The following is a 21293-nucleotide window of genomic DNA, read 5'->3' on the forward strand; positions in this document are numbered from 1 at the left end:
TTGAAATTCTCTCTAATTTTTTTACGATAACTGCATAGTGTTAACGGCAGGTACTCCGGTTCCGTTCAACACGGGGTTCATTGTTCGGCTTGCAGCCGCAACGAACCCCTAGCTGTTACCAGCAGCCTTTTTTGTCGGTTTACTTATCTGATTGTTTAGAAATTATGCGAACATTTAAAGATAAACAATTTGACTTAGCGATTGTAGATGTCCCTTACGGTATTGGCGAAGATGGAAGTAAAAACCATACAAGAGGCAAACTTGCAAAACCACAAGATTATAAACCATACGCTGGTAATGATGTAAACGCACCATCAAAAGAATATTGGGATTAATTATTAAGAATTAGTAAAAATCAAATCGTTTGGGGTGCAAATCATTTTATAAGCAAATTACCATTTGATAGTAGTTGTTGGATTGTTTGGGATAAAGATAATACTGGCGATTTTGCTGATTGCGAACTTGCTTGGACTTCATTTGATACTGCAGTTAGAAAATTCAAATGGACTTGGAACGGAATGTTACAGCAAAATATGAAAGACAAACAAAAGCGTATTCATCCAAACGAAAAACCAATACAACTTTATGAATGGTTATTGAAAAATTACGCAAAGGAAGGCAACAAAATAATTGATACGCATTTTGGAAGCGGTTCTATTGCATTAGCGGTTAACAAAGTAAATAATTTAGATAAAATGGATTTGCACCTTACCGCTATTGAGTTAGATGAACATTATTATAATAAATCAATTAAAAGAATTAATCAAAAACTTTCTCAAGGCACGATGTCTTTTGAAGGTTGCTGGTAATGGGCGCGCGCTTGACGAAGTCGCTTGATTTCTTCAAGCGTCGAGTTGGGCGAAGGGCGCGCCCATTGGGCAAAAGGTGCTCGCGCCTTTTGCCCAACGTCTTGCTACTTTGAGATGGTGGGGATTGCGAAATAGTTATTTTTCTGTTATACAGATTTATAATACGAAACGGTAATTCCACTAAATCCCAACTATCTCAAAATAGCCGTTGGCGGTTCGGTTTTCTCGCTATTTATTTTGGCAGGAATCGATGTAAAACAAACAAACAAACAATATGTCGGATTCAGATTTAATAATAGAAACAAGTACCAATCAGTTTAAATGTTTGTCTTCGGACGACCAAACTATTCATTTGCATTTTAGAGGGTTAGTAGGTGATAATCCCACACAAACTTTCTCAATGTCAAAAGCAATGTTACACACAATACTTAATAGAGTTACCAACGACCCATTAACCGTAAACGCTTATGGGAGTTTTAACCCCAACAACGATTAAAAAGCTCAAGTAAGTCATTTTTTATTTCTAATGGAAGTTCATCAGGAATATTATTAATCATAATTTTTCCATTTGCTAAATTATTAGTTGTAAAATGACTTATTATCCCATCGTGTTTTTGTGATAGAAACTTACGAGGCCTTGGCTCGAAATATTCAATGTATTTTTCATCAATTTCTATTAAGCCTTTTTGAAACATTTCATTTTTTATTTTGTATTCATCACTTTGTAAACTCATATTCATATTTATTATTTAAGGTTAAAATTAAAAATTAAGGGAGGATGATTAGCATTACTAAATAATACCATTTCGAGGGTAATCAATACCTTTGATTACCGTTTACATTTTTTTTGCAAAAAACCATTTCGCCCAAATGTAAACAACAATATTACGTAATAACCACTAACTGTTTGCTCCTCCCTTTTTTATTTCAAATCAAATTACTAATCATCGGTTCTTCGGAACCGTACTAAAACAAAAAAAATGTCAGAAACAATTAAACAAAATGATGCTTATGAATTTTTAAGTTCAAAGCAAACGGAAATCGCTTCTAAAATAGAAGAATTGCTAATAGGATTAACGGTTAATGAAGCACAAGAGTTGCTTCATTGTATTCGTAGAGCTGTTGGAGAAAATAAAATAAGTTAATTTCTATTTACCGCAGACCATATTCTTTTTAAAAGAGTATTGTTTTCGGCTACATCTCCTTTTAATTTGTCGATTTCACCGTGTAAAGATTGGATTTCTTGTCTTAATCTTCTGATTTCGTCCTGTAATTCGTCCATAGTATTATATTTATTTTGGTTATACTTTCTGTTTCTATAAACTGACAGCCAACGTTTTGCTGCTTTGAGATGGCTGGAAATTCGTAACCTTTCAACTTTCGGATTAACGAAAACTTGATGCGAAACGATAATTCCACTAAACTCCAGCTATATCAAAACAGCTGTTGGCAGATCGGTTGCTTTTTTATTTACTTTCAGTTTGTTGGTTTTTATTTTTAGCACTAAAATATCCACCCCAAAGTGCCAATAAAGGTGCGATAGCTCCAATTAGTGAAATTGGGAATCCATTGCCTTTATTTATTAAAATAATTATAAAAACTATAACTATTCCAGTTATAATAATAAGAAATGGATATATCCAAGTTTTTTCAAAAAAAGTCTTTTTTCGTATTGTTTCTAATTGATGGAGACTTAGGTATTTTTCAATTTTACTTTCTAATTCTTGACAATACTTATCAAAATATTCTGTATTACAAAACGTAGGACTTGAAGATAAACTTATTCTTTTTCCGCTTTTTAAGTTTATAAGCAAACTAATACTTCCATTATAAACTTGTACTTGGTAATTTTTAATTTCATCAAAATTTATTCTCTCCAGTTTGTCATTTTTATTTATTTCAGTATAATTTTCTTCTAAAATTGCAAAACCAACTTTCTTCATTTTGTGTTTATTCAGCCAAAAAATTAAAATTGGAATTCCAAATGATAGAATCATTGTAAAATAAATATTGAAGTATTTTTTAAATTCAACCAATGTGAATATCAACGCAAAAAAAGTTGCAAATGATATTAAAAAAAGTGTTAATGAATATTTTTGGTTTACATATTCAAATTCATATTTTGCCATTAAATACTTCTGTTTTTTAATTATCGTTTCTTTTGATTCTCAACAACTGTCTGCCAACGTTTTGGTGCTTTGAGATGGCTGGAAAATCGTAACCGATCAATTTTCGGATTAACGAAAACTTGATGCGAAACGATAATTCCACTAAACTCCAGCTAGCTCAAAACAGCTGTTATGTGTTGCTCTTTATTTTCAGTACCGTGAATTCTCTTATTGGTTTGTCGTTAAATGTTTTCAGAACAATGTAATACCATTTTTCATTCTCAATATCTACTTTAAAAATATCATTTTGTTTGTGATTTTTCACTGCTTTTTCAAAATCTGGAACCATCATTCCTTCAGCAAACCAACCTAAATCACCATCTTTACCATTGTCCATTGTGTATTTATTAGCTAAATTCGAAAATGAAATTCCATTTTTATATTCCTCCAAGATTTCAGTTCTTAATTTTTCAATTTCTGCGAGTGAAATTTTACTTGCATCAAGAAAAATATAACTAACACGAAAAGCATTTATATTTGTTTCAAAAAGTATTTTGTAGGTAAAATCTAAATCTGAGAATATTTCGCCTGTTTTCGCATCAGCTAATTTAGTTGCAAAATCATCAGTTTCAATTTCGGGATGTATGTTTAAAAGTTCTGCTTCAAGATTTGGATTTTCTGTCGCTAATTTTTTAGCATCATCAATTGTAATTATTTGTTTTAACTGCTCTTTTATTGTTTGAGAAAATGATTGAAACGAAATAAAAATAATTATGAATAATATGAGTTTTTTCATTTTTGGTTTTTTAGAGTTACACATAACGTTTGGCAGCTACAAGAAGTTGGCGATTTCGGAGACGAAAACTGTCTGCCAGCACTGAACTTGATACGAAGCACAAAGCTTTATTTAACCACTGAACCGCCAATTTCTTGTAGGTGCTGTTATAGGATGTGCTTATTTGTCGGTCGAGCATATTATTTTATTTTCTATCTAAGTTTTTCTTAGCTAATTCAGCCACTCCATTAAAAACGGATGCTCGTAATTTTGACCATTCTCCTTCTGGTAATTTAGTTATGCCCATTTCGTTTTTCCTAGATAGACTTATTTGACTTACTGCATCATCAACAGTCGTTTTGTCTATGTGAAATAGATAAATGAACTGATTGATGAAAAATGAAACTTTTTTTGGATTATTTGGATTTATAAAGACCAAATCAGTCATTGCTTCTTCTTCATTTTGATGGGTCATTATTAAACAGGCATATTCGTTCTCTTCCAATGGCATAGAATTAAAAAGTGAAGCACGCAATTCTTCTTCTTGTTCACTAGACAATTTGAAATTACTAAACAAGTCATGCTCGGAAACACTGGCTCTCCAAACTAAAGATTGAAGAAATAATTTAAATTGCTTATAGTCGATATTTTTACAACGAATGGCATTGATACCATGAACATTTGTTATTTGCTCAAAATTTTCGTTTTCCTGTCTAAAAGATTGTGAGTACAAATTATTATTTGCATATCTCTCAAGTTTAGATAAAATATTATTGTCGCAATCAGCACATAAAATATGTTCTTCATATGCACCACTTTGAACCGTTTTTTTTCTAATCGGGTCTGATGATGATATTTCAAACATTCTATTTTTTTCGTCTCCAATACCTTTATATAGAAAGTTTGGAAACAAATGAGAACGTTTTATTAATACTTTCTCTTGGAGGCAAAGTTTACAAATACCCATTACTTAATTTTGATTAGAACAACATAATCTGATAATAATTTAATTTTTTCAGTTAAAGAAATTCCTGCTAATCCTTGGTCGTTAGGAATATTAATATTTTCGGGCAAAACATCTAGTAAGTTCCTTAGGTAACTTGATTTAATTGCATATGAAACATTATCAGCAGCCATGATTTTAGCACTAACAACACCAATAATATTTCCATCATAATCAAATAATGGACCTCCACTATTACCGGGTTGAACGGGTACTGAAATTTGATAGGTTGTAATGTCACCTTGATAACCCGTCTTTGAACTTATTTTGCCGTCTGTAAATTTAACTTCACTTCCCATAGCAGAAAGTGCCATTGGATAGCCCAACGCAAAAACATTTGAACCAATATCACTAATTTGAGTTTTGAAATTGTATGGTAATTTACTGTATGGTTTAAAGTTGGGGTCATCTATTTTAATAACAGCTAAATCGTTCTGTTTATCACTTGTAATGACTTTCGCTTTATATGATTTTTTTTGACCATTTTGAATTAAGTCAACTTCTATTTCAGATGCATCCTCGATTACATGATAATTTGTCGTGATATATCCCCTTGCATCAATAAAAAATCCTGTTCCATTTCCTTTCCAATCTGAGCTGTTTGAAAATTTAGAAATGGCATTGTTTTCCCCAATATCTTGTCTTACTAATAACCTCTCAAATAACACTTCTTTTTTTCCTGATGGAATATAGAATCCTATATTATTCCCTTTAAAAGCATAAAAATCCTCGCTTGCAATAATTTGCCCATTAATCGAAAAATATACTTTATCTTTTATCTTATTTATTTTTACTAGATTACGTTCATAATTTTGATTTATATTACTTGACTGTGTCCATTTTTCGTATTCTAAATTCAATCCTTCAGTAATTGCTCCTATTCGATAAAAACCATTCGCACTTATATAAAAATAATAGTAGTTACTCCAATCTTTAAAGCCATATATAATACCTTGAGCACTGTTTTTTTCACCACTTTTGAAGTTGATAATTGTTTCAATAGAAAAATTATTTGATATATCAATCGGAAGATGTATCCATTGAGCGTAGCCTTTATCTGTTTTAGTTTTCATGAGCAAACCTTCGCCAGCGATAATTTCACTTTTATAATCATCTAAGTCAGCTGGCTCCCAATTATTTTCATCTTCTGTAGTTTTAAATCCTTCAAAAAATACTTTCTGGCATTTATCAAATTCATCACATTCTGTAAACCATTTTTCTGTCGGTTTTCCATCCTTATAATCAATTCTAAATTTAACCTTGCCACTTTCATAGTAATCAATCCATTTTCCATTTGGAACGCCTAATTTGTATTCAATTTCTCTTGCCTTTTGGCCGTTTTCATGCCAAAATATTGTTAGGCCATCTTCTTTGTCACCAACCATAGTGCTTTCCCTTGACTTCTTTCCGTTCTTATGATACCATGTACATTTACCATCGGATATATCTTTACTATTATCGTATTTGTCTATATAAGACATTTTACCTTCCCATTGTAACTCTCCTGTAATGTAATAGTCTTTGGTTATGCCAACTGGTTTACCGTTCACATCAAAGGCTGTAGTTCTGTAGTAAGAAGCTTTTGATTCAGTAGTAACTTTCCAATTTTTGTCGTAGTAAATCTTCTCTTGTTTTTGTCCGTAAGAAATTTGGCTAACTGTCAACATTAGGAATAGTCCTAAAAGCTTAATTGTTTGTTTCATTCTATTTTTCATTTTATGCATGATTTCATGTTTTGGTGGTCGTCCTAGCATATCCTATAACTATCTTATAGGCGCATAAAATTACCTTTTTTATTCCATTTGGGTATGTTATGCGCAAGTTCTTTTCTTTTTTTATGCGTATAATTTTTAATTTATACTCTACAAATTTAAATAAAAATCTTACATATCAAAAGGATTTTTTATGTTTTTTAAAGAAGTACTGCTTACGTGGGTATATATCATTGTTGTCTTGGGGCTACTGTGACCCAATAAGTCTTGAATGTAGCGCAAATCAGTTCCGTTTTCTAATAAATGTGTGGCAAAACTATGGCGAAGCGTATGTAAACTAATTTGTTTTGTGATTCCAGCTTTTTTTGCAGATTGATGTAATACAGATTGCGCACTTCTGCTGCTGTATTGCCCTCCGTATTGTCCTTCAAACAAGAATGTTTTGGGTTTGTAAATAGTATAATATTCTTTGAGCAGCCCCAAAACTTTATTTGATAATAATGTGTATCGATCCTTTTTACCTTTTGCATTTTTAACATGAATGAGCATTCTTTGACTATCGATATCGGTAATTTTCATGTCTATAGCTTCGCTAATGCGGAGACCAGCTGAATATATTAAAGCTAACAAGGTTTTGTGTTTTAAATTAGTGGTTAAATCAATCAGCCTAAACGTTTCTTCTTTGCTCAAAACGTTTGGTAAGTTTTTTGCATTTTTGGGACGGTGAAGGTCTGCAATTACAATTTTTGAATCTTTAATGATTTTGAAGAATAATTTTATAGAGTTAATGATCTGGTTTTGATACGAAGCCGAAAGATTGTTTTTCAAAATATACTCGTTGTTATACACAATCACATCTTCGTTAGTGATATTGGCAATTGGTTTTTCGCGATAAAACACTAAAAATGACTTCAAAGCTTCACTATAGGTCATTATCGTGTTTTCGCTATACCGTTTGGAACGCAAGTATTGTTTGAATTTTTCTATTTGGGTTATGCCTTCACTGGAAGGAATGGTGTGTGATAGGGGTGTAAGCTTGAACCGAATTCGGTTTTCCTCCGTGTCTGGAAGGTGCCAAACCCCCAAAGTTTGACTCCAGCGCGAGCCTTCGAGTTTTTTTATTCGAGTGATTAATTCGGCATTCTTTTCGAAATAGACCGCAATTCGCTTGCTGCCTCGGTGTGTGATGATTTTGGAATTCCAGTTCATAATCAGTGTTTTGGTTTTGCTAATGTAAAGAAAATAGCCTTAGTTTTAAAAATCAGTCATATTGGCAATGTAAAAGTGTTTCTAATTGGCTTGTCTTTGCTTTTATTGGTCTAAATTTTTAAAACTATAAGCTTAAGGTTTCAAAATATGTCTATTTTTTTTAAATTACTATATATTTTTTAATAAATTTCTATATATCTTTAATTAAAAAAATATATAGAAATTAATAATTTTCTATATATTTATTAATATCTTTATATTTATGAAATAATTTTAATAACCTAAACACTTTTATGGTATGGCTATATCTTTCAAAATGGTGCCTAAAAAAAATATTATGGCATCGCCACCAGTAACAAAATATTATCCTTGTGCTGTAAACACAGGCGAAGTCAATCTAAATCGATTGGCTTTCATTGTGGCTTCGCAATCGACAGTTAGTCGCGCTGATTGCTATGCCGTTATTGTTGCCTTGACACAAGCTATTGGCGATTCGTTGTCCGAGGGACATATCGTAAAGATTGAGGATTTGGGGACTTTTCAAATCACTTTGCAAGGTTTGCCCGCAGATTCTCCAGATGATTTGGGAAAATCTAGCATTAAAGGAGCAAAAATAATATACAAACCCTCAAGATATTTGAAAAGTACCTTGAACAAATTGACTTATAAAAGGATTCGATAATAGGGGGGGCGCATTGTAAATGCTACGATTTGATTATTGATTTAAGTGGGTGCTCATCGCAGGCGAGTCCAATAAGGTTTTTTTGTCATTTCGACGAAGGAGAAATCAAATCTATTGCTCCCGTTATGTGATTTACTTCGCCTATTCGAGCAGAGCTCTCGGGTTTCCTTCGTCAAAATGACAAAGTCGGGACTTTTTTTTGCTTAATTTGATGATATTGTACGAGCACCATTTGAGTTTTAGTATTAGCTCACTCTTTGTTTATAGAATATGACCAACTTTGCGAAAAACTTTGCGAACTTTGCAGTAAATAATTGAATATGAAAATAAATCCAAAAAACGGAATCGACAAGCTCCTTTTCGGAATGAAACAAAAGGATGTTACCGCTATATACGGAAAACCTAACCGAAATTACAAGGACGAAGACGATAACGTTATTTTTGCCTACAACAAACTTAAAATGCGGTTGACTTTCTATAAAGACGAGGAATTCAAATTGGGTTACATCGTGGCTTCGAGTTCAGACTTGGAGTTATTTGGTAACAAAATCATTGGTAAACAAATCAGCGAAGTCAAAAAGGAATTGGCTGCCAAAGTAATTACCAAGTTCACCCAAGAAGATTTCGACACTTTCGAAAACTATTTCAACGAGGATAATTGGTTTATCCTGCAGACGGAATTTGATGAAGTGGTAAAATTTGAAATTGGCGCCATCATCAATGCCAAGGATGAATTTGATTGGAAATTTGGAAAGAAATAATACAATTAACCATATAAGTTTTTTAAATCTGTCGGTTTTTTTATGGTATTTGGTTTTTTGTAAACGGGAATATAATAGTATTTATTTGTCATTTCGACCATAGGAGCAACTAATGCGATTTGCTTCGCCTGTTCGCTATCGCTTGAGTCTTATGGTCGAAATGACAAAATTAGTTGTAACAACTACTCTTTATTAGGAATCACCTACTTCTATATGTTTTAAAAAACCAGACTTTTAGTAAGTCAGCAGTAATGATGTAGGCAAGAACAATGGTTATCATTATTCCCAAATTCAGCAAGGGCAGCGGTGACAATCCCACTTGGCCTGCAAAGGGCATATAGGGCAGAGAAAGGGTTACTATCAACCCGATAATGCTCAAAATAAACAGGTATTTTCCGGGTTTGCTTTTGAAGAAATTTTTGTGGGTGCGAATGATAAACAGAATAAATAATTCGGTCAGGATAGATTCTACAAACCAGCCTGTTCTAAAATCGGATTCTTTTACTTTTAAGACATAATAAAGGGTCAGAAAGGTAATCACATCAAAAACAGAACTGTGAATCCCGAAAATTACCATAAAAGTTCGGATGGATTTTAAATTCCATTTTCCGGGTTTATCCAGTTGTTCTTGGTCTACGTTGTCAGAGGCGATAGTGAGATAAGGAAAACTGGTGATGAAATTCATTAGCAAAATTTGCTTTGGCAGCATCGGTAGAAACGGCAATATTAAGGAAGCAATGGCTACGCTAAACATATTCCCGAAGGTTGAACCGGTGTTAATAAAGATATATTTCAGTGTATTAGCAAACGTTTTTCGTCCTTCTTTAATGCCATCAATAATGACCATCAAGTCTTTTTGCATCAGTACAAAGTCAGCGGCTTCGCGGGCAACATCAACCGCATTTTCTACTGAAATCCCAACATCGGCGGCACTTATTGCCGAAACATCGTTAATGCCGTCACCCATATACCCCACGGAGTATGTTTTTCGCAAGGCTTGTATGATGTGTTCTTTTTGCTGGGGTTCGACTTCGGCAAAAATGTGTACTTTTCGAACTAAATGTTTCAATGCTTCGGGACTTACATTAAAAATTTCTTGACCAGTCATTACCACAGGATTTTTGATTCCAATTTTTAACGCTATGGATTTGGCCACATTTTTATTGTCGCCGGATATTATTTTTAAATGCACCTGCAGTTTTAACAGTTCCTCGATGGTTTGGTCAATTCCTTCTTTTATGGGATCTTCGAGCAATATAAAACCTCCAAAAATCATATTGGTTTCGTCTTCTTTTGTAATGGAATTAGCAATAATTTTCTTGTAACAAACCCCAATTGCCCGCAATCCGTCGATGCCAAATTGTTCGAATTTTTTCTCGATTGCCGCTTGATGTGATTCGATGTTTTCGATGTCGCCATTTCCCAATCTGATGAAGGAACAAATAGAAATGATTTGGGCAAAAGCACCTTTGGTTATCAATATTTTATCCTCATTAGTACTCACGGTAATACTCAGCCGTTTCCGAATGAAATCATAGGGAATCTCTCCGAATTTCGTGGGTTTTATTTTGGTTACCAATGCCAATTGTTTCAGTGCATCGTCTATAGGATTAGCATAACCGGTTTCAAAATTGGCATTCCAATACGCCAGTTCTTTGACAAATTCACTTTCGATACCCAAACCATCCACGGTTCCGGCAACTTTAATTGAACCTTCGGTAATGGTGCCGGTTTTGTCCGTACACAAAAGATTTATTTCTCCCAAGTTTTGAATGGAAGCCAGTTTCTTTACGATTACTTTTTTGCTCAACATTCGTTTTGCTCCGGCACTCATTGCAATGGTGGTAATTGCCGGAAGCAATTCAGGTGCCATTCCTACGGCTAAAGCCAAGGCAAACAGCGCGGATTCAATAACACTTTTGTGATTCAGTAAATTGACTACCAAGATAAAAAGCGAAAGTACCAAGGTTATTTTCATCAAGAAAAAACCAAAGTCTTTAATTCCTTTTTCAAACGTAGTTTCTACCACCGTGGCTGCGCTTTTGGCAATATTACCAAAAATGGTTTCGTTACCCGTGTTGATAACCAGGACTTTTGCTGAGCCACTGACAATGTTTGTTCCTTCCCAGAGACAATTGGTTCTTTTGACCAGTTCAGTATTCTCGACAAGAATTCCTGCCGCTTTTGCCGTTGGATAGGATTCTCCTGTCAGGCTGGCTTCGTTGGCGTGCAATTCATTAGATTCTATAATAAGGCAATCCGCGGGAAGCATATCTCCGGCTTTCAATAATAGGATATCGCCAGATACAATTTCAGAAGAAATAATTTCTTTTTCTATTCCTTCTCTTATTACTTTACTTTTTAGGGCAATTATGGATTGCAATTTTTCAACAATTCGACCCGCATTTCTTTCCTGAAAAAAACTAAGTAAACCGGTAGATAAAACGATAAAGAGAATAATAAACACATCAGAAGTGTCACCCAGAAATGCCGATAAAATGACCGCGCCAATAAGCAAAAGCATCAAAGGACTTTTGAACTGACTGATAAAAAGAAATCCTTCTTTTATAAAAATGGACTTTTTTTTCTTGTAATGGTTGGTTTGGGCAAGGATTTTATTGACATCAATTTGGGAAAGTCCTTTGTGAGAACTGCCCAGTTTTTGGAACCAATAATTGGTGTCAAATTGCCAAAAAGTAGCTGTTGGTTGAGTTTGCATAAAAAAAGGTATCTAATTGATTATGAGCAAACATATTCTCAAATATAAGCATAAATAACAAGAAACCCGACAAGTTTTGAATCTTGTCGGGTTTCTTTATATTATTCAGTCTTAGAAAAAGCCGAAATAAAATCGGTTTTATTATTTAGGCTCCACTTTGTTTTCTATCATTTCAATCTCAAATATAAGATTTGCATTCGGTGGGATAACTCCACCAGCTCCTTTTTCGCCATAGGCTAGATTCGACGGAATGATGATTATGGCTTTATCTCCATAGGACATCAGGTTCAATCCTTCAAGAAATCCAGGAATCATACCGTCTTTTTTTCCTGCTTCAAAAGGAAATGCTCGATATCCGTTTTGGGCTGCCCTGTTAGCATCGTACTTTCCATAAGTTTTACAAACGTCCTCGTAACTGCTGTCAAACAAAGTTCCGTCTTCAAAATAACCTGCATAATTAAAGTTAAAAATAGTTCCGTCTGCTGGTTTTACGCCAGTTCCTTTTTGTGTAATTTTATAGATTAAACCGGAAGAAGTTTTAGTTCCAGTGGCTTTATTTTCGGCAATATAAGATGCTTTTGCAGCGATAATGCTACCGTATTTTTCCAGATAAACCTTTTTGGCTTCAGCCTGAATTTCTGCTTGCTTTTTCTGGTTTTCGGCATCAATTACTGCTTGTTTTTTGGCGTCTTCAGCTTTATTGGAATAATAATCCGAGAATACTTTTGGGGCATCAAATGCTTTTGCCAAAGTTCCTTTTCTGGTAATTGTGACTTTCAATATTACATCGTTTTGAGCAATCAGGTTGACTATTTCCATTCCTTGTGTTACGTGGCCAAAAATAGTGTGTTTTCCGTTTAACCAAGGTGTATCTTTGTGTGTAATGAAAAATTGGCTTCCGTTAGTTGTAGGGCCAGAATTTGCCATTGCCAAAACGCCACCTTTTTCGAATTTTAAATCCGTAAATTCATCTTTAAAAGCATAACCCGGGCCGCCAGAGCCATTCCCTGATGGATCACCGCCTTGAATCATAAAATCTTTGATTACTCTGTGAAATTTTAAACCATCATAAAAAGGTTTTCCTTTTAGTTTTTCATTGGTTACAAAAGTATTTTTTCCTTCTGCCAAAGCGATGAAGTTTGCAACGGTTACAGGTGCTTTTTTGTATTCTAATTGCACGACAATATTTCCTTTATTTGTAGAAATTGTGGCAAAAATTCCTTCGATTGCCACTGGGGTTTTAGCAGTTGGTTTAGCAGTTGTGGTTGGTTTCTTTGTTGTTGCAACTGGTTTTTTTGCAGTTTGGGCCTGAATGTTCAACATTCCCAAAAACAATAATAATAATAGGATTTTAGATTTCATTTTTAATAATTTTAAGGTCTGACTTTTTTAGTGGTTAATAATTATTGAGGCATTTTTTCTAATAATTCAATTTCGAAAATAATATTGGCATTTGGCGGAATTACTCCCCCCGCTCCAGCTTCTCCATAACCCAATTTTGAAGGGATAAAGATTACTGCTTTGTCACCAAAAGATAATTTTTCCAATCCTTCGATAAAACCTGGAATCATTCCGTCTTTTCGTCCCGCCTGAAATGGAATAGGTTGGTATCCGTTTTGCGCAGCTCTGTTGGCATCATATTTTCCAAAAGTTTTTGAAACATCTTCAATACTGGAATCAAATAAGCTTCCATTTTCCAGGAAACCGGCATAATGAATGTAGACATTAGCCCCATTTGCAGGTTTTTTGCCTCCAGCTTTCTTAGTTATGACATATTGTAATCCTGTTGGAGTTTGTATTGATTTGGATTTTAAAGCGGTAAAATACGCAGCTTTTTGGTCAAAAACTGCTTTGTATTTTGCATTTGCAGCGGCTTCAATAGCCAATTTATTCTTTTGATTTTCGGCTTCTACAGAAAAATAATCCCGAAATGTTTTCACGGCATCAAACTTTTTAGCGGCTTCTCCATTTCTGATAATAGTTACCTTAACCATATAATCTCCTTGCTCAATTTTATTTACCACATCCATCCCTTTTTCGACTACTTGACCAAAAATAGTGTGTTTTCCTTCAAGCCAAGGGGTTTCTAGATGAGTAATAAAAAATTGGCTACTGTTAGTTGTCGGGCCATTATTGGCCATTGCCAAAACACCGCCTTTGTCAAATTTCAAGTCTGAAATTTCATCCTTGAATTTATAGCCGGCATCACCAGAACCCGTTCCTAAAGGATCGCCGCCTTGAATCATAAAGTCCTTAATGACTCTGTGAAATTTCAGTCCATCATAAAAGGGTTTCTTTTTAAGGTTTTCATTGGTTATAAATTCGTTTTTTCCTTCAGCCAAAGTCACAAAGTTTGCTACTGTGATTGGTGCTTTTTCATAATTCAATTGGACAATTATTGTTCCTTTATTGGTTTCAATTTGGGCATACAACCCATCAGGAAGATTATTTTTTTCATCTTTACATGAATACAATGAGGCGATTAGTACGAATGCTAATAGAATACTTTTTTTCATATGAATTTTAATTTGTTATAGTGTCTTTGGATTTATTTACGGGTTTAGTTTGCTTTGCGGGTTCAATATTGCTCGTGTCCTGTTTTTCAGGGGTTGTTGCTTTTAGTTGAACTTCTTTTTTAAATGCTGTTTCCGATATGAAATTATGGAGTGTTACAGTACATATTAATGGTTGGTTGGTACCAATTTTTTTGTCATCACCGTGATATCCATAAGCAATATGCGAGGGAAAAAGAAAAATTACTTTCTCGTTTTTATGCATCAATTTGATACCCTCTCTCAATCCCGTCATTATATTTTGCTTATCAACAGCATAAGTTTGAGGTCTTAATTCGAGTTCAGAATAAATTACGTTTCCCTTTAAATCTTTTACCTCATAATCAAAAAAGGCGACATCTCCTTTTTTTGGAGTTATGGTGTCCAAGGTATTTTGAATTACATAAGTGTACCAATATCCTTTAGTCGAAGCGAAATATTTTACTTTAGGATTGCTTTTAATTAAGGAGTCAATTTGACCTTCTTCGCCAGCATTTAACTTCTTGTTTCTTTCAATCGATTTTTTCATAAAAGTTCCCGATTTTTGAGAAATTGGTCTTCTGGCTTCCTGATGTTGTTTACAACTGGTTACCAAAATAGTGACCAAGAATACAAAAAGAATAAGTTTGCAATATTTCATAGCGCTTTATATTTTTAATTTGGTTACCAAATCTTCAAATTTCTTAACGGTTTCTTCCATCGTCAATTCCGATTTTCCTCCGGCAGCATTGCGATGACCGCCGCCATTGAAATACTCACGGGCAAATTGATTGACATCAAAATCACCTTGCGAGCGGAACGAAATCTTGATGATTTTTTCTTCTGCATTTTCGATGAAAATTGCTGTAAAAACGATTCCTTTTATACTTAATCCATAATTTACAATGCCTTCAGTATCTCCTTTGATGTGATCAAATAGATCCAATTCTTCCTGTGTCAAAGTCGTGTAGGCCGTTTTATGATCGGTAATCACCTTCATGTTTTGAAGCGCTCTTCCCAGCAATTGCAATCGTCCATAAGAACTGTTGTCGTAAAGCAGCATTGGAATCTCCGTGTTTTCAACACCTAAATCTATTAAATCAGCAATGATTCTGTGGGTTGTTCCCGTTGTTTTTGGGAAACGAAACGAACCTGAATCGGTAAGAATTCCGGTGTAAATGCAGGTTCCAATGGTTTTGTCAATGTCTGATTTTTTTCCAAGGAAACAAATGAAATTATGCAACATTTCGCAGGTGGAACCAAAAGCGGTATCCGAATAAGTAACAGCTGCATAATCATCGGGCGATTGATGATGATCAATCATTACGAAAGGCGCTTTGAGTTTGTTAAGCACATTTTCCATTTCGCCTACGCGGTGAAGGGCATTGAAATCAAGGGTAAAAATAAGTTCAGCTTCTTCGAGTATTTTGGTGCTGTTTTTTTTGTCTTTTTCGAATATTTTAACGGTTTCTGAACCCGGAATCCAAGCCAAAAAATCCGGAAATTCATTCGGAGAAACCACAACGGGATGGTGATTGTTTTTTAATAAAAAGTGATACAATCCAAGGGTGGAACCCATAGCATCACCGTCTGGGCTTCGATGCGGAATAATGGCAATTTTTTTTGGTGTTGATAACAACTGCTGTATCGCTTGAATATCTTGTTCTTTCATAGTTTGCGAATTTACATTTTTTTAGTGTAATCTTTATATCAAATCTATTTTTAACAAACTTTTACAATGAGGTGATTTAACCTTTTTTGATTGAAGCGAAAAATCGGGACTTTTGTTCCAGATTTAAGCTTTTATGAACTGCATAGCACAGAGCTACGGAGTAAGAAAAAGATAAAATATGGGGCAAAAGAACCATTTTGCAGCCAATTGAAAAAGTTTAAATCACTTCAATACTAGAAATCTTCTAGATTTTGTCTTTTAATTCGCTGATACAAACGGTGTTTTGCACCTTTTACAATCTGCGAATGATAAATCCCAATGGAACCCGAAGAAAAATAAGCAACCACGCAGGCGATGCCAATAAACACGCCGCTTTCTATCCCAAAAAGTTCCATACCCATAATTGTACACGCAATAGGAGTGTGGGTTGCTCCCGAAAAAACGGCCACAAATCCCATTCCGGCTAAAAGGGCAATGGGCAAGGGAACATAAATTGATAAAGCACTTCCTAATGTGGCGCCAATGAAGAACAGCGGCGTTACTTCGCCACCTTTGAATCCGGCACCAAGCGTGAAACCGGTAAACAATATTTTGAGAAGAAAATCATAGGAAGCATTTTGAGTGGAGAAAGATTCAACAATGGTCGGGATTCCCAAACCAATGTATTTTGTGGTTCCAATAAAGTAAATGGCGACAGCCAAAATGATTCCGCCAACAAACGGACGAAGCGGAGCGTATTGAATGGTTTTCGAAAATAATCGCCCCCAAAAATGAGTGGTTCTGGAAAACAACATTGAAGTCAATCCAAATAAAATGCCAATAATAATAATCCAACCAAAATTAATTATCGTCATTTGGGGAACAATGGGAATATGGTAATGGGTATGTTTTACTTGCCAAAACTCCACTGTGAAATATGCAACATAAGCCACCAGAAATGAAAAAATAACACTTTTAAAACTGATTTTGCTAAAGTATAAAACCTCCAAAGCAAACAATGCTCCGGCTAATGGTGTTCCAAAAACAGAAGTAAACCCAGCACTGATTCCCAGGATTATTAGTGTCTTTCTATCAGAATTATTGAGATTGAAAACATTTTTGAGTTGGTCGGCGATTGCACCGCCCATTTGGACAGCCGTTCCTTCGCGACCGGCAGAACCTCCAAAAAGATGCGTTATTAAGGTTCCAATTAAAACCATCGGAGCCATTTTTAGCGGAATGGTTTTCTGAGGTTTTTCGTATTCTTCCAGCAATATATTATTGCCTTTTACGACCTCTTTTCCGTAATAATGATACAGTAATCCAATGGCAAGACCGCCCATTGGCAAAAGCCAGATAATCCAAATATTATGTTCCCTAAATGGTGTAACCCATTCTAAAGACACTAAAAAAAATGCCGAAACTGAACCCGAAAAAACGCCTATCAAAACACAAATGAGAATCCATTTGAAGGTGAAAAGAAAGGCGTTTTTTGAGTTCATAATTGGATTTATTTTTTTACACCTGACAGTTTTTTAAAACCTGTCAGGTGTAAAAATTGAAGTGAATTATTCAGTAGCGATAGCCGTAAATTCTATTTCTACCAAGTATTCCGGAGCGACTAATTTACTCACTTCATAAAAACCAGTTGCGGGTTTTATATCTTTAAAAAAGGTGGAGTGTGCTCGGGCAACATCTTCAAAACTTTTAATGTCAGTAGTGAATATTCGAGTGCGAATCACGTCTTTCATTCCCACATTCAGGTCTTCGAGTACTTTTTCTATTCTTTCGAGAATGTTTAGCGTTTGCGCATAAGCATCATCGGCTTTTACTTTTTCGTCATCCACAATCGCCACTGTTCCTGATACTTCAATGACGTTTCCAATACGAACCGCACGGCAATAGCCCATTTTGTCTTCCCAAGGTGATCCAGTCAAGATGTTTTCTCTTTTCATTTTTTTTTGTTGTTGTGTTGATTTTTAATGTTTTGAAGTATAAATCCAATTCTGGTTTAATTTTTGCAATTTATAAAAAAATAGAGAAATAAAAAACCCTGATTTGAAACTAAAAAGTTCAATTCCGTGAATGAATTTCAAAAGGGCTCATTCAATAAACTACCTCTGAGAGGTATTAGCGAAATAATACCGCAGATTCACAGATTTTCAAAAATCTTTTTTAATCTGTGAATCTGTGGCAAAAAAATCGAAGCAGAGCTTCGAGGAATTAAACCTAAAGAGATTAAAATGTAATAAATTCAATAATTGAGTGTTATAAAGGATAGATTCCCTTATCTACTAATTGTGTATGTTATGAAAAAAATATTGTTTTTTGTTATAGTAATAAGCTTGTCTTTGAATGGTTATGGGCAGGAGGAATTCAAAACCAAATTTAAACCAATTCCAGCCAAGAACTCGAAAATAAAGGAAGTAATTCCTCCAAAGGTAATATCGCCAAAAATCACACCGCCAGAGGTTGTAAAAGCACCTGTAAGCGATTTTGTTAATCCGGAAGATATTTTTTTGAATAGTAATCTTTACAAAAAAGAGGCCAATACGAAAGGGATTTTTTACAGAAGAAACCAATTTTTAGGAAGTTTCAAAACCAAATCATTTACGTCAACAATTCGGTATCGGGATGCTGCTTTTGTAGATGGCGACAAGATAAGAGTCTATTTAAACGATAAAATAATTGAACCCGAAATTGCATTGGATGGCGAGTTTAAAGGATTTAAAATAGCATTAGTAGATGGAATTAACAAGATTGATTTTGAAGCCTTGAACGAAGGTTTCGCTTCTCCAAACACGGCAGAATTTCAGGTTTATGATGATAAAGGAATCGCAATTTCGGCAAGCCAATGGAATGTGGGAACCGGTTATAAGGCAACAATTATCCTTATGAAAGAATAAAAAACGGATGTTTTTAAAGTTCAATTTCCCAATTCGATAAATATGGCAGAGAAAATTATTTTATGTTATTTTTGTGACTTTTGATTATAGATTTCTATTATTTTTGGACTTTTCAAATATTGATTTATCAGTAGTCAACACTTATGAAACAGTTTTTTCTTTTAATTTTTATAATTGGGTTTGCTTCAAAAAGCTTTGGGCAGAGTGAATTCAACACTAAATTTAAAGCAATTCCGCCGCTAAATACTAAGCCTAAGCCTAAAAAAGAAACCTTGCCGCCACCAACAGATTTGCCTAAAATTGTTTCTCCTAATGTGTTTAAAAACACCAATATTCTTAACACAAAACCTAAAACTGATAATTCATTTGAAATTGGTACAGCCGAGAATCATTTTTCGATGACTCCAACAAATAAATTTGTTAATCCTGGTGATTTAGTTGCTAATAGATTGAATAAAAAGGCAGATAATGAAGATCAAATCGTCTATAGAAGAAATCAGGATTTAGGAAGTTTCAAAACTAAATCGCTTACCGCAAGAGTTACTTATCGTGATTATGGAGAAGTTGATGGAGACGAGATAAGAGTATTGCTAAACGATAAAGCGATTGTCACAGGAATTATACTGGACAGTAAATTTCAAGGCTTCGAGATAACGCTTTTAGATGGTTTTAACAAGATTGATTTTGAGGCACTTAATCAAGGTCGTTTGGGCCCAAACACGGCTGAATTTCAAGTATATGATGACAAAGGAACGCTTATTTCGGCAAGCCAATGGAATCTTGGTACAGGATTTAAAGCCACTATCATTATTACCAAAGAAAAATAATACGACTTTTCTAAATTTCGATTTTTCAATTCCGATTATATAAAGTATTTTTGCAAAATGCAACACAACGTACTTATTTTAGATTTCGGATCGCAATACACACAACTTATTGCCCGAAGAGTTCGCGAATTAAATATTTTCTGCGAAATTTTTCCTTACAATCATTTTCCGGATGATTTATCATCATATAAAGCAGTAATCCTTGGCGGAAGCCCATTTTCTGTTCGCGGAGAAGATGCTCCACACCCAGATTTATCACAAATTAGAGGAAAATTACCAATGCTTGCCGTTTGTTACGGAGCACAATATTTAGCCCATTTTAGTGGAGGCGAAGTTGCGGCATCTAACACAAGAGAATACGGTAGAGCCAACTTGTCGTATATTAAAGAGGACGAAGTTTTCTTTGAAGGCGTTTCTGAAAACAGCCAAGTCTGGATGAGTCATAGTGATAGTGTCAAAGCGTTACCTACTAATGGAATAAAACTCGCAAGCACACACGATGTTGAATATGCCGCATACAAAATTGAAGGAGAAACAACGTATGCCATTCAATACCATCCTGAAGTTTTCCACTCTACGGATGGATCCAAAATGTTGGAGAATTTCTTGGTAAAAATTGCCCAGGTTCCCCAAAACTTCACGCCAAATGCTTTTGTCGAAGAAATGGTAGCGGAATTAAAAGAAAAAGTAAAAGACGACAAAGTAGTTCTTGGACTTTCGGGTGGTGTAGATTCTACTGTGGCAGCGGTTTTATTGCACCAAGCCATTGGCAAAAATCTGTATTGCATTTTCGTAAATAATGGTTTGCTTCGCAAGAATGAATTCCAATCGGTTTTAGACCAATACAAAGGAATGGGATTGAACGTGAAAGGAGTTGATTCAGGAGATCGTTTTCTGTCTGAACTGGCCGGAGTAAGCGATCCTGAAACCAAACGTAAAATCATCGGGCGTGTATTTATCGAAGTTTTCGACGATGAATCTCACCTTATTGAAGACGTAAAATGGTTGGCTCAAGGAACTATTTATCCTGATGTTATCGAATCAGTTTCGGTAAAAGGACCATCGGCAACCATAAAATCGCACCATAATGTGGGCGGTTTGCCTGATTACATGAAATTAAAAATTGTGGAACCTTTGCGAATGCTTTTCAAAGACGAAGTGCGTAGAGTAGGAGCAACTTTAGGTATTGATCCAGAATTGTTGGGAAGACATCCTTTTCCGGGTCCAGGATTATCCATTCGTATTTTGGGAGATATCACACCCGAAAAAGTACAAATCTTGCAAGACGTAGACAAAGTTTTTATCGACGGATTAAAGTCTTGGGGATTGTATGATAAAGTTTGGCAAGCCGGAGCGATTTTGCTTCCCGTGAATAGCGTTGGAGTAATGGGTGATGAGCGTACTTACGAAAAAGTGGTAGCGCTTCGTGCCGTTGAATCTACAGACGGAATGACCGCAGACTGGGTGCATTTGCCTTATGATTTCTTGATGAAAGTGTCTAATGACATTATCAATAAAGTAAAAGGAGTTAACCGAGTAGTTTATGACATAAGCTCAAAACCGCCAGCAACAATAGAGTGGGAATAAAATAGTGTCATAT

Annotated in this window: 23 protein-coding genes; 9 read left to right on the forward strand and 14 right to left on the reverse strand. The window is 34.8% G+C overall.

Going from position 1 to position 21293, the window contains the following annotated elements; all coding sequences use genetic code 11:
- The first annotated feature begins 164 nt into the window (after positions 1–164).
- From IR213_RS04045 to IR213_RS04055, 3 genes are all read left to right on the forward strand, one after another.
- Entirely contained in the window at positions 165–335 is a 171-nt protein-coding gene (locus tag IR213_RS04045; protein ID WP_194311031.1) for a hypothetical protein, read from the forward strand.
- Positions 336–416: 81 nt separating this feature from the next.
- Positions 417–809, forward strand: coding sequence for a DNA methyltransferase (locus IR213_RS04050; protein ID WP_317173117.1), 393 nt, complete (start codon positions 417–419; stop codon positions 807–809).
- Positions 810–1083: 274 nt separating this feature from the next.
- Positions 1084–1305, forward strand: a complete 222-nt coding sequence (locus IR213_RS04055) for a hypothetical protein (protein WP_194311033.1) — start codon at positions 1084–1086, stop codon at positions 1303–1305.
- On the opposite strand, the gene IR213_RS04060 is transcribed toward IR213_RS04055, so the two are convergent.
- On the reverse strand, positions 1286–1543 hold the full coding sequence (locus IR213_RS04060; RefSeq protein ID WP_194311034.1) for a hypothetical protein: 258 nt from the start codon (positions 1541–1543) through the stop codon (positions 1286–1288). The two genes, IR213_RS04055 and IR213_RS04060, sit on opposite strands and share 20 nt — an antisense overlap.
- A gap of 246 nt (positions 1544–1789) precedes the next feature.
- On the opposite strand from IR213_RS04060, the gene IR213_RS04065 reads away from it, so the two are divergent.
- Complete coding sequence (locus IR213_RS04065; RefSeq protein ID WP_194311035.1) at positions 1790–1954, forward strand: hypothetical protein; 165 nt, start codon at positions 1790–1792, stop codon at positions 1952–1954.
- Here the strand turns inward: IR213_RS04065 and IR213_RS04070 are convergent.
- From IR213_RS04070 to xerA, 6 genes are all read right to left on the reverse strand, one after another.
- Positions 1951–2091 carry a hypothetical protein gene (locus IR213_RS04070; RefSeq protein ID WP_194311036.1) on the reverse strand — a complete coding sequence of 47 codons (141 nt, stop codon included), beginning with the start codon at positions 2089–2091 and terminating at the stop codon, positions 1951–1953. The two genes, IR213_RS04065 and IR213_RS04070, sit on opposite strands and share 4 nt — an antisense overlap.
- Before the next feature lie 184 nt (positions 2092–2275).
- Positions 2276–2752 carry a hypothetical protein gene (locus tag IR213_RS04075; protein ID WP_194311037.1) on the reverse strand — a complete coding sequence of 159 codons (477 nt, stop codon included), beginning with the start codon at positions 2750–2752 and terminating at the stop codon, positions 2276–2278.
- Between the two features lie 355 nt (positions 2753–3107).
- Positions 3108–3713 carry a peptidylprolyl isomerase gene (locus IR213_RS04080; RefSeq protein WP_194311038.1) on the reverse strand — a complete coding sequence of 202 codons (606 nt, stop codon included), beginning with the start codon at positions 3711–3713 and terminating at the stop codon, positions 3108–3110.
- Positions 3714–3897: 184 nt separating this feature from the next.
- Positions 3898–4659, reverse strand: coding sequence for a hypothetical protein (locus tag IR213_RS04085; protein WP_194311039.1), 762 nt, complete (start codon positions 4657–4659; stop codon positions 3898–3900).
- A complete protein-coding gene (locus IR213_RS04090; RefSeq protein ID WP_194311040.1) occupies positions 4659–6398 on the reverse strand; it encodes a trypsin-like peptidase domain-containing protein in 1740 nt (579 codons plus the stop codon). Before IR213_RS04090 ends, IR213_RS04085 begins: the two co-directional genes overlap by 1 nt.
- Positions 6399–6578: 180 nt before the next feature.
- Complete coding sequence (gene xerA, locus IR213_RS04095) at positions 6579–7616, reverse strand: site-specific tyrosine recombinase/integron integrase (RefSeq protein WP_194311041.1); 1038 nt, start codon at positions 7614–7616, stop codon at positions 6579–6581.
- Positions 7617–7914: 298 nt separating this feature from the next.
- On the opposite strand from xerA, the gene IR213_RS04100 reads away from it, so the two are divergent.
- Together IR213_RS04100 and IR213_RS04105 are read left to right on the forward strand one after the other, a co-directional pair.
- Entirely contained in the window at positions 7915–8298 is a 384-nt protein-coding gene (locus IR213_RS04100) for an HU family DNA-binding protein (protein ID WP_194311042.1), read from the forward strand.
- A gap of 320 nt (positions 8299–8618) precedes the next feature.
- A complete protein-coding gene (locus IR213_RS04105) occupies positions 8619–9059 on the forward strand; it encodes a hypothetical protein (protein ID WP_194311043.1) in 441 nt (146 codons plus the stop codon).
- Between the two features lie 199 nt (positions 9060–9258).
- On the opposite strand, the gene mgtA is transcribed toward IR213_RS04105, so the two are convergent.
- From mgtA to IR213_RS04140, 7 genes are all read right to left on the reverse strand, one after another.
- A complete protein-coding gene (gene mgtA / locus IR213_RS04110; RefSeq protein WP_194311044.1) occupies positions 9259–11778 on the reverse strand; it encodes a magnesium-translocating P-type ATPase in 2520 nt (839 codons plus the stop codon).
- 141 nt (positions 11779–11919) lie between these two features.
- Entirely contained in the window at positions 11920–13140 is a 1221-nt protein-coding gene (locus tag IR213_RS04115; RefSeq protein ID WP_194311045.1) for a peptidylprolyl isomerase, read from the reverse strand.
- 41 nt (positions 13141–13181) lie between these two features.
- Entirely contained in the window at positions 13182–14294 is a 1113-nt protein-coding gene (locus IR213_RS04120; protein WP_194311046.1) for a peptidylprolyl isomerase, read from the reverse strand.
- Positions 14295–14301: 7 nt separating this feature from the next.
- Entirely contained in the window at positions 14302–14970 is a 669-nt protein-coding gene (gene gldI / locus IR213_RS04125; protein ID WP_194311047.1) for a gliding motility-associated peptidyl-prolyl isomerase GldI, read from the reverse strand.
- A gap of 6 nt (positions 14971–14976) precedes the next feature.
- The gene (locus IR213_RS04130) at positions 14977–15981 is read right to left on the reverse strand and encodes a DHH family phosphoesterase (RefSeq protein WP_194311048.1); all 1005 of its coding nucleotides are present in this window, start codon (positions 15979–15981) and stop codon (positions 14977–14979) included.
- A gap of 233 nt (positions 15982–16214) precedes the next feature.
- Positions 16215–17462: a voltage-gated chloride channel family protein gene (locus tag IR213_RS04135; protein WP_194311049.1), complete on the reverse strand. Its 1248-nt coding sequence runs from the start codon at positions 17460–17462 to the stop codon at positions 16215–16217.
- 66 nt (positions 17463–17528) lie between these two features.
- Positions 17529–17915 (reverse strand): RidA family protein, encoded by a 387-nt coding sequence (locus IR213_RS04140; protein ID WP_194311050.1) that lies wholly within the window; start codon positions 17913–17915, stop codon positions 17529–17531.
- Between the two features lie 354 nt (positions 17916–18269).
- On the opposite strand from IR213_RS04140, the gene IR213_RS04145 reads away from it, so the two are divergent.
- The 3 genes from IR213_RS04145 (at position 18270) to guaA (ending at position 21280) form a co-directional block, all read left to right on the forward strand.
- The gene (locus tag IR213_RS04145; protein ID WP_194311051.1) at positions 18270–18866 is read left to right on the forward strand and encodes a hypothetical protein; all 597 of its coding nucleotides are present in this window, start codon (positions 18270–18272) and stop codon (positions 18864–18866) included.
- Between the two features lie 143 nt (positions 18867–19009).
- Entirely contained in the window at positions 19010–19693 is a 684-nt protein-coding gene (locus tag IR213_RS04150; protein ID WP_228479086.1) for a hypothetical protein, read from the forward strand.
- Positions 19694–19750: 57 nt separating this feature from the next.
- Positions 19751–21280 (forward strand): glutamine-hydrolyzing GMP synthase, encoded by a 1530-nt coding sequence (gene guaA / locus IR213_RS04155; protein ID WP_194311052.1) that lies wholly within the window; start codon positions 19751–19753, stop codon positions 21278–21280.
- Positions 21281–21293: the final 13 nt, after the last annotated feature.

The sequence above is a fragment of the Flavobacterium soyangense genome, from assembly GCF_015277675.1.
Classification (GTDB): Bacteria; Bacteroidota; Bacteroidia; order Flavobacteriales; family Flavobacteriaceae; genus Flavobacterium; species Flavobacterium soyangense.

Bases quoted from the DNA above. Each gene is read 5' to 3' on its own strand.
- IR213_RS04080 (WP_194311038.1), bottom strand. From the start codon at position 3,713: ATGAAAAAACTCATATTATTCATAATTATTTTTATTTCGTTTCAATCA.
- xerA (WP_194311041.1), bottom strand. From the start codon at position 7,616: ATGAACTGGAATTCCAAAATCATCACACACCGAGGCAGCAAGCGAATT.
- IR213_RS04045 (WP_194311031.1), top strand. From the start codon at position 165: ATGCGAACATTTAAAGATAAACAATTTGACTTAGCGATTGTAGATGTC.
- IR213_RS04065 (WP_194311035.1), top strand. From the start codon at position 1,790: ATGTCAGAAACAATTAAACAAAATGATGCTTATGAATTTTTAAGTTCA.
- gldI (WP_194311047.1), bottom strand. From the start codon at position 14,970: ATGAAATATTGCAAACTTATTCTTTTTGTATTCTTGGTCACTATTTTG.
- IR213_RS04115 (WP_194311045.1), bottom strand. From the start codon at position 13,140: ATGAAATCTAAAATCCTATTATTATTATTGTTTTTGGGAATGTTGAAC.
- IR213_RS04130 (WP_194311048.1), bottom strand. From the start codon at position 15,981: ATGAAAGAACAAGATATTCAAGCGATACAGCAGTTGTTATCAACACCA.
- IR213_RS04120 (WP_194311046.1), bottom strand. From the start codon at position 14,294: ATGAAAAAAAGTATTCTATTAGCATTCGTACTAATCGCCTCATTGTAT.
- guaA (WP_194311052.1), top strand. From the start codon at position 19,751: ATGCAACACAACGTACTTATTTTAGATTTCGGATCGCAATACACACAA.
- IR213_RS04100 (WP_194311042.1), top strand. From the start codon at position 7,915: ATGGCTATATCTTTCAAAATGGTGCCTAAAAAAAATATTATGGCATCG.
- IR213_RS04140 (WP_194311050.1), bottom strand. From the start codon at position 17,915: ATGAAAAGAGAAAACATCTTGACTGGATCACCTTGGGAAGACAAAATG.
- IR213_RS04150 (WP_228479086.1), top strand. From the start codon at position 19,010: ATGAAACAGTTTTTTCTTTTAATTTTTATAATTGGGTTTGCTTCAAAA.
- IR213_RS04090 (WP_194311040.1), bottom strand. From the start codon at position 6,398: ATGAAACAAACAATTAAGCTTTTAGGACTATTCCTAATGTTGACAGTT.
- IR213_RS04070 (WP_194311036.1), bottom strand. From the start codon at position 2,091: ATGGACGAATTACAGGACGAAATCAGAAGATTAAGACAAGAAATCCAA.
- IR213_RS04135 (WP_194311049.1), bottom strand. From the start codon at position 17,462: ATGAACTCAAAAAACGCCTTTCTTTTCACCTTCAAATGGATTCTCATT.
- IR213_RS04075 (WP_194311037.1), bottom strand. From the start codon at position 2,752: ATGAAGAAAGTTGGTTTTGCAATTTTAGAAGAAAATTATACTGAAATA.
- IR213_RS04145 (WP_194311051.1), top strand. From the start codon at position 18,270: ATGAAAAAAATATTGTTTTTTGTTATAGTAATAAGCTTGTCTTTGAAT.
- IR213_RS04060 (WP_194311034.1), bottom strand. From the start codon at position 1,543: ATGAGTTTACAAAGTGATGAATACAAAATAAAAAATGAAATGTTTCAA.
- mgtA (WP_194311044.1), bottom strand. From the start codon at position 11,778: ATGCAAACTCAACCAACAGCTACTTTTTGGCAATTTGACACCAATTAT.
- IR213_RS04085 (WP_194311039.1), bottom strand. From the start codon at position 4,659: ATGGGTATTTGTAAACTTTGCCTCCAAGAGAAAGTATTAATAAAACGT.
- IR213_RS04055 (WP_194311033.1), top strand. From the start codon at position 1,084: ATGTCGGATTCAGATTTAATAATAGAAACAAGTACCAATCAGTTTAAA.
- IR213_RS04105 (WP_194311043.1), top strand. From the start codon at position 8,619: ATGAAAATAAATCCAAAAAACGGAATCGACAAGCTCCTTTTCGGAATG.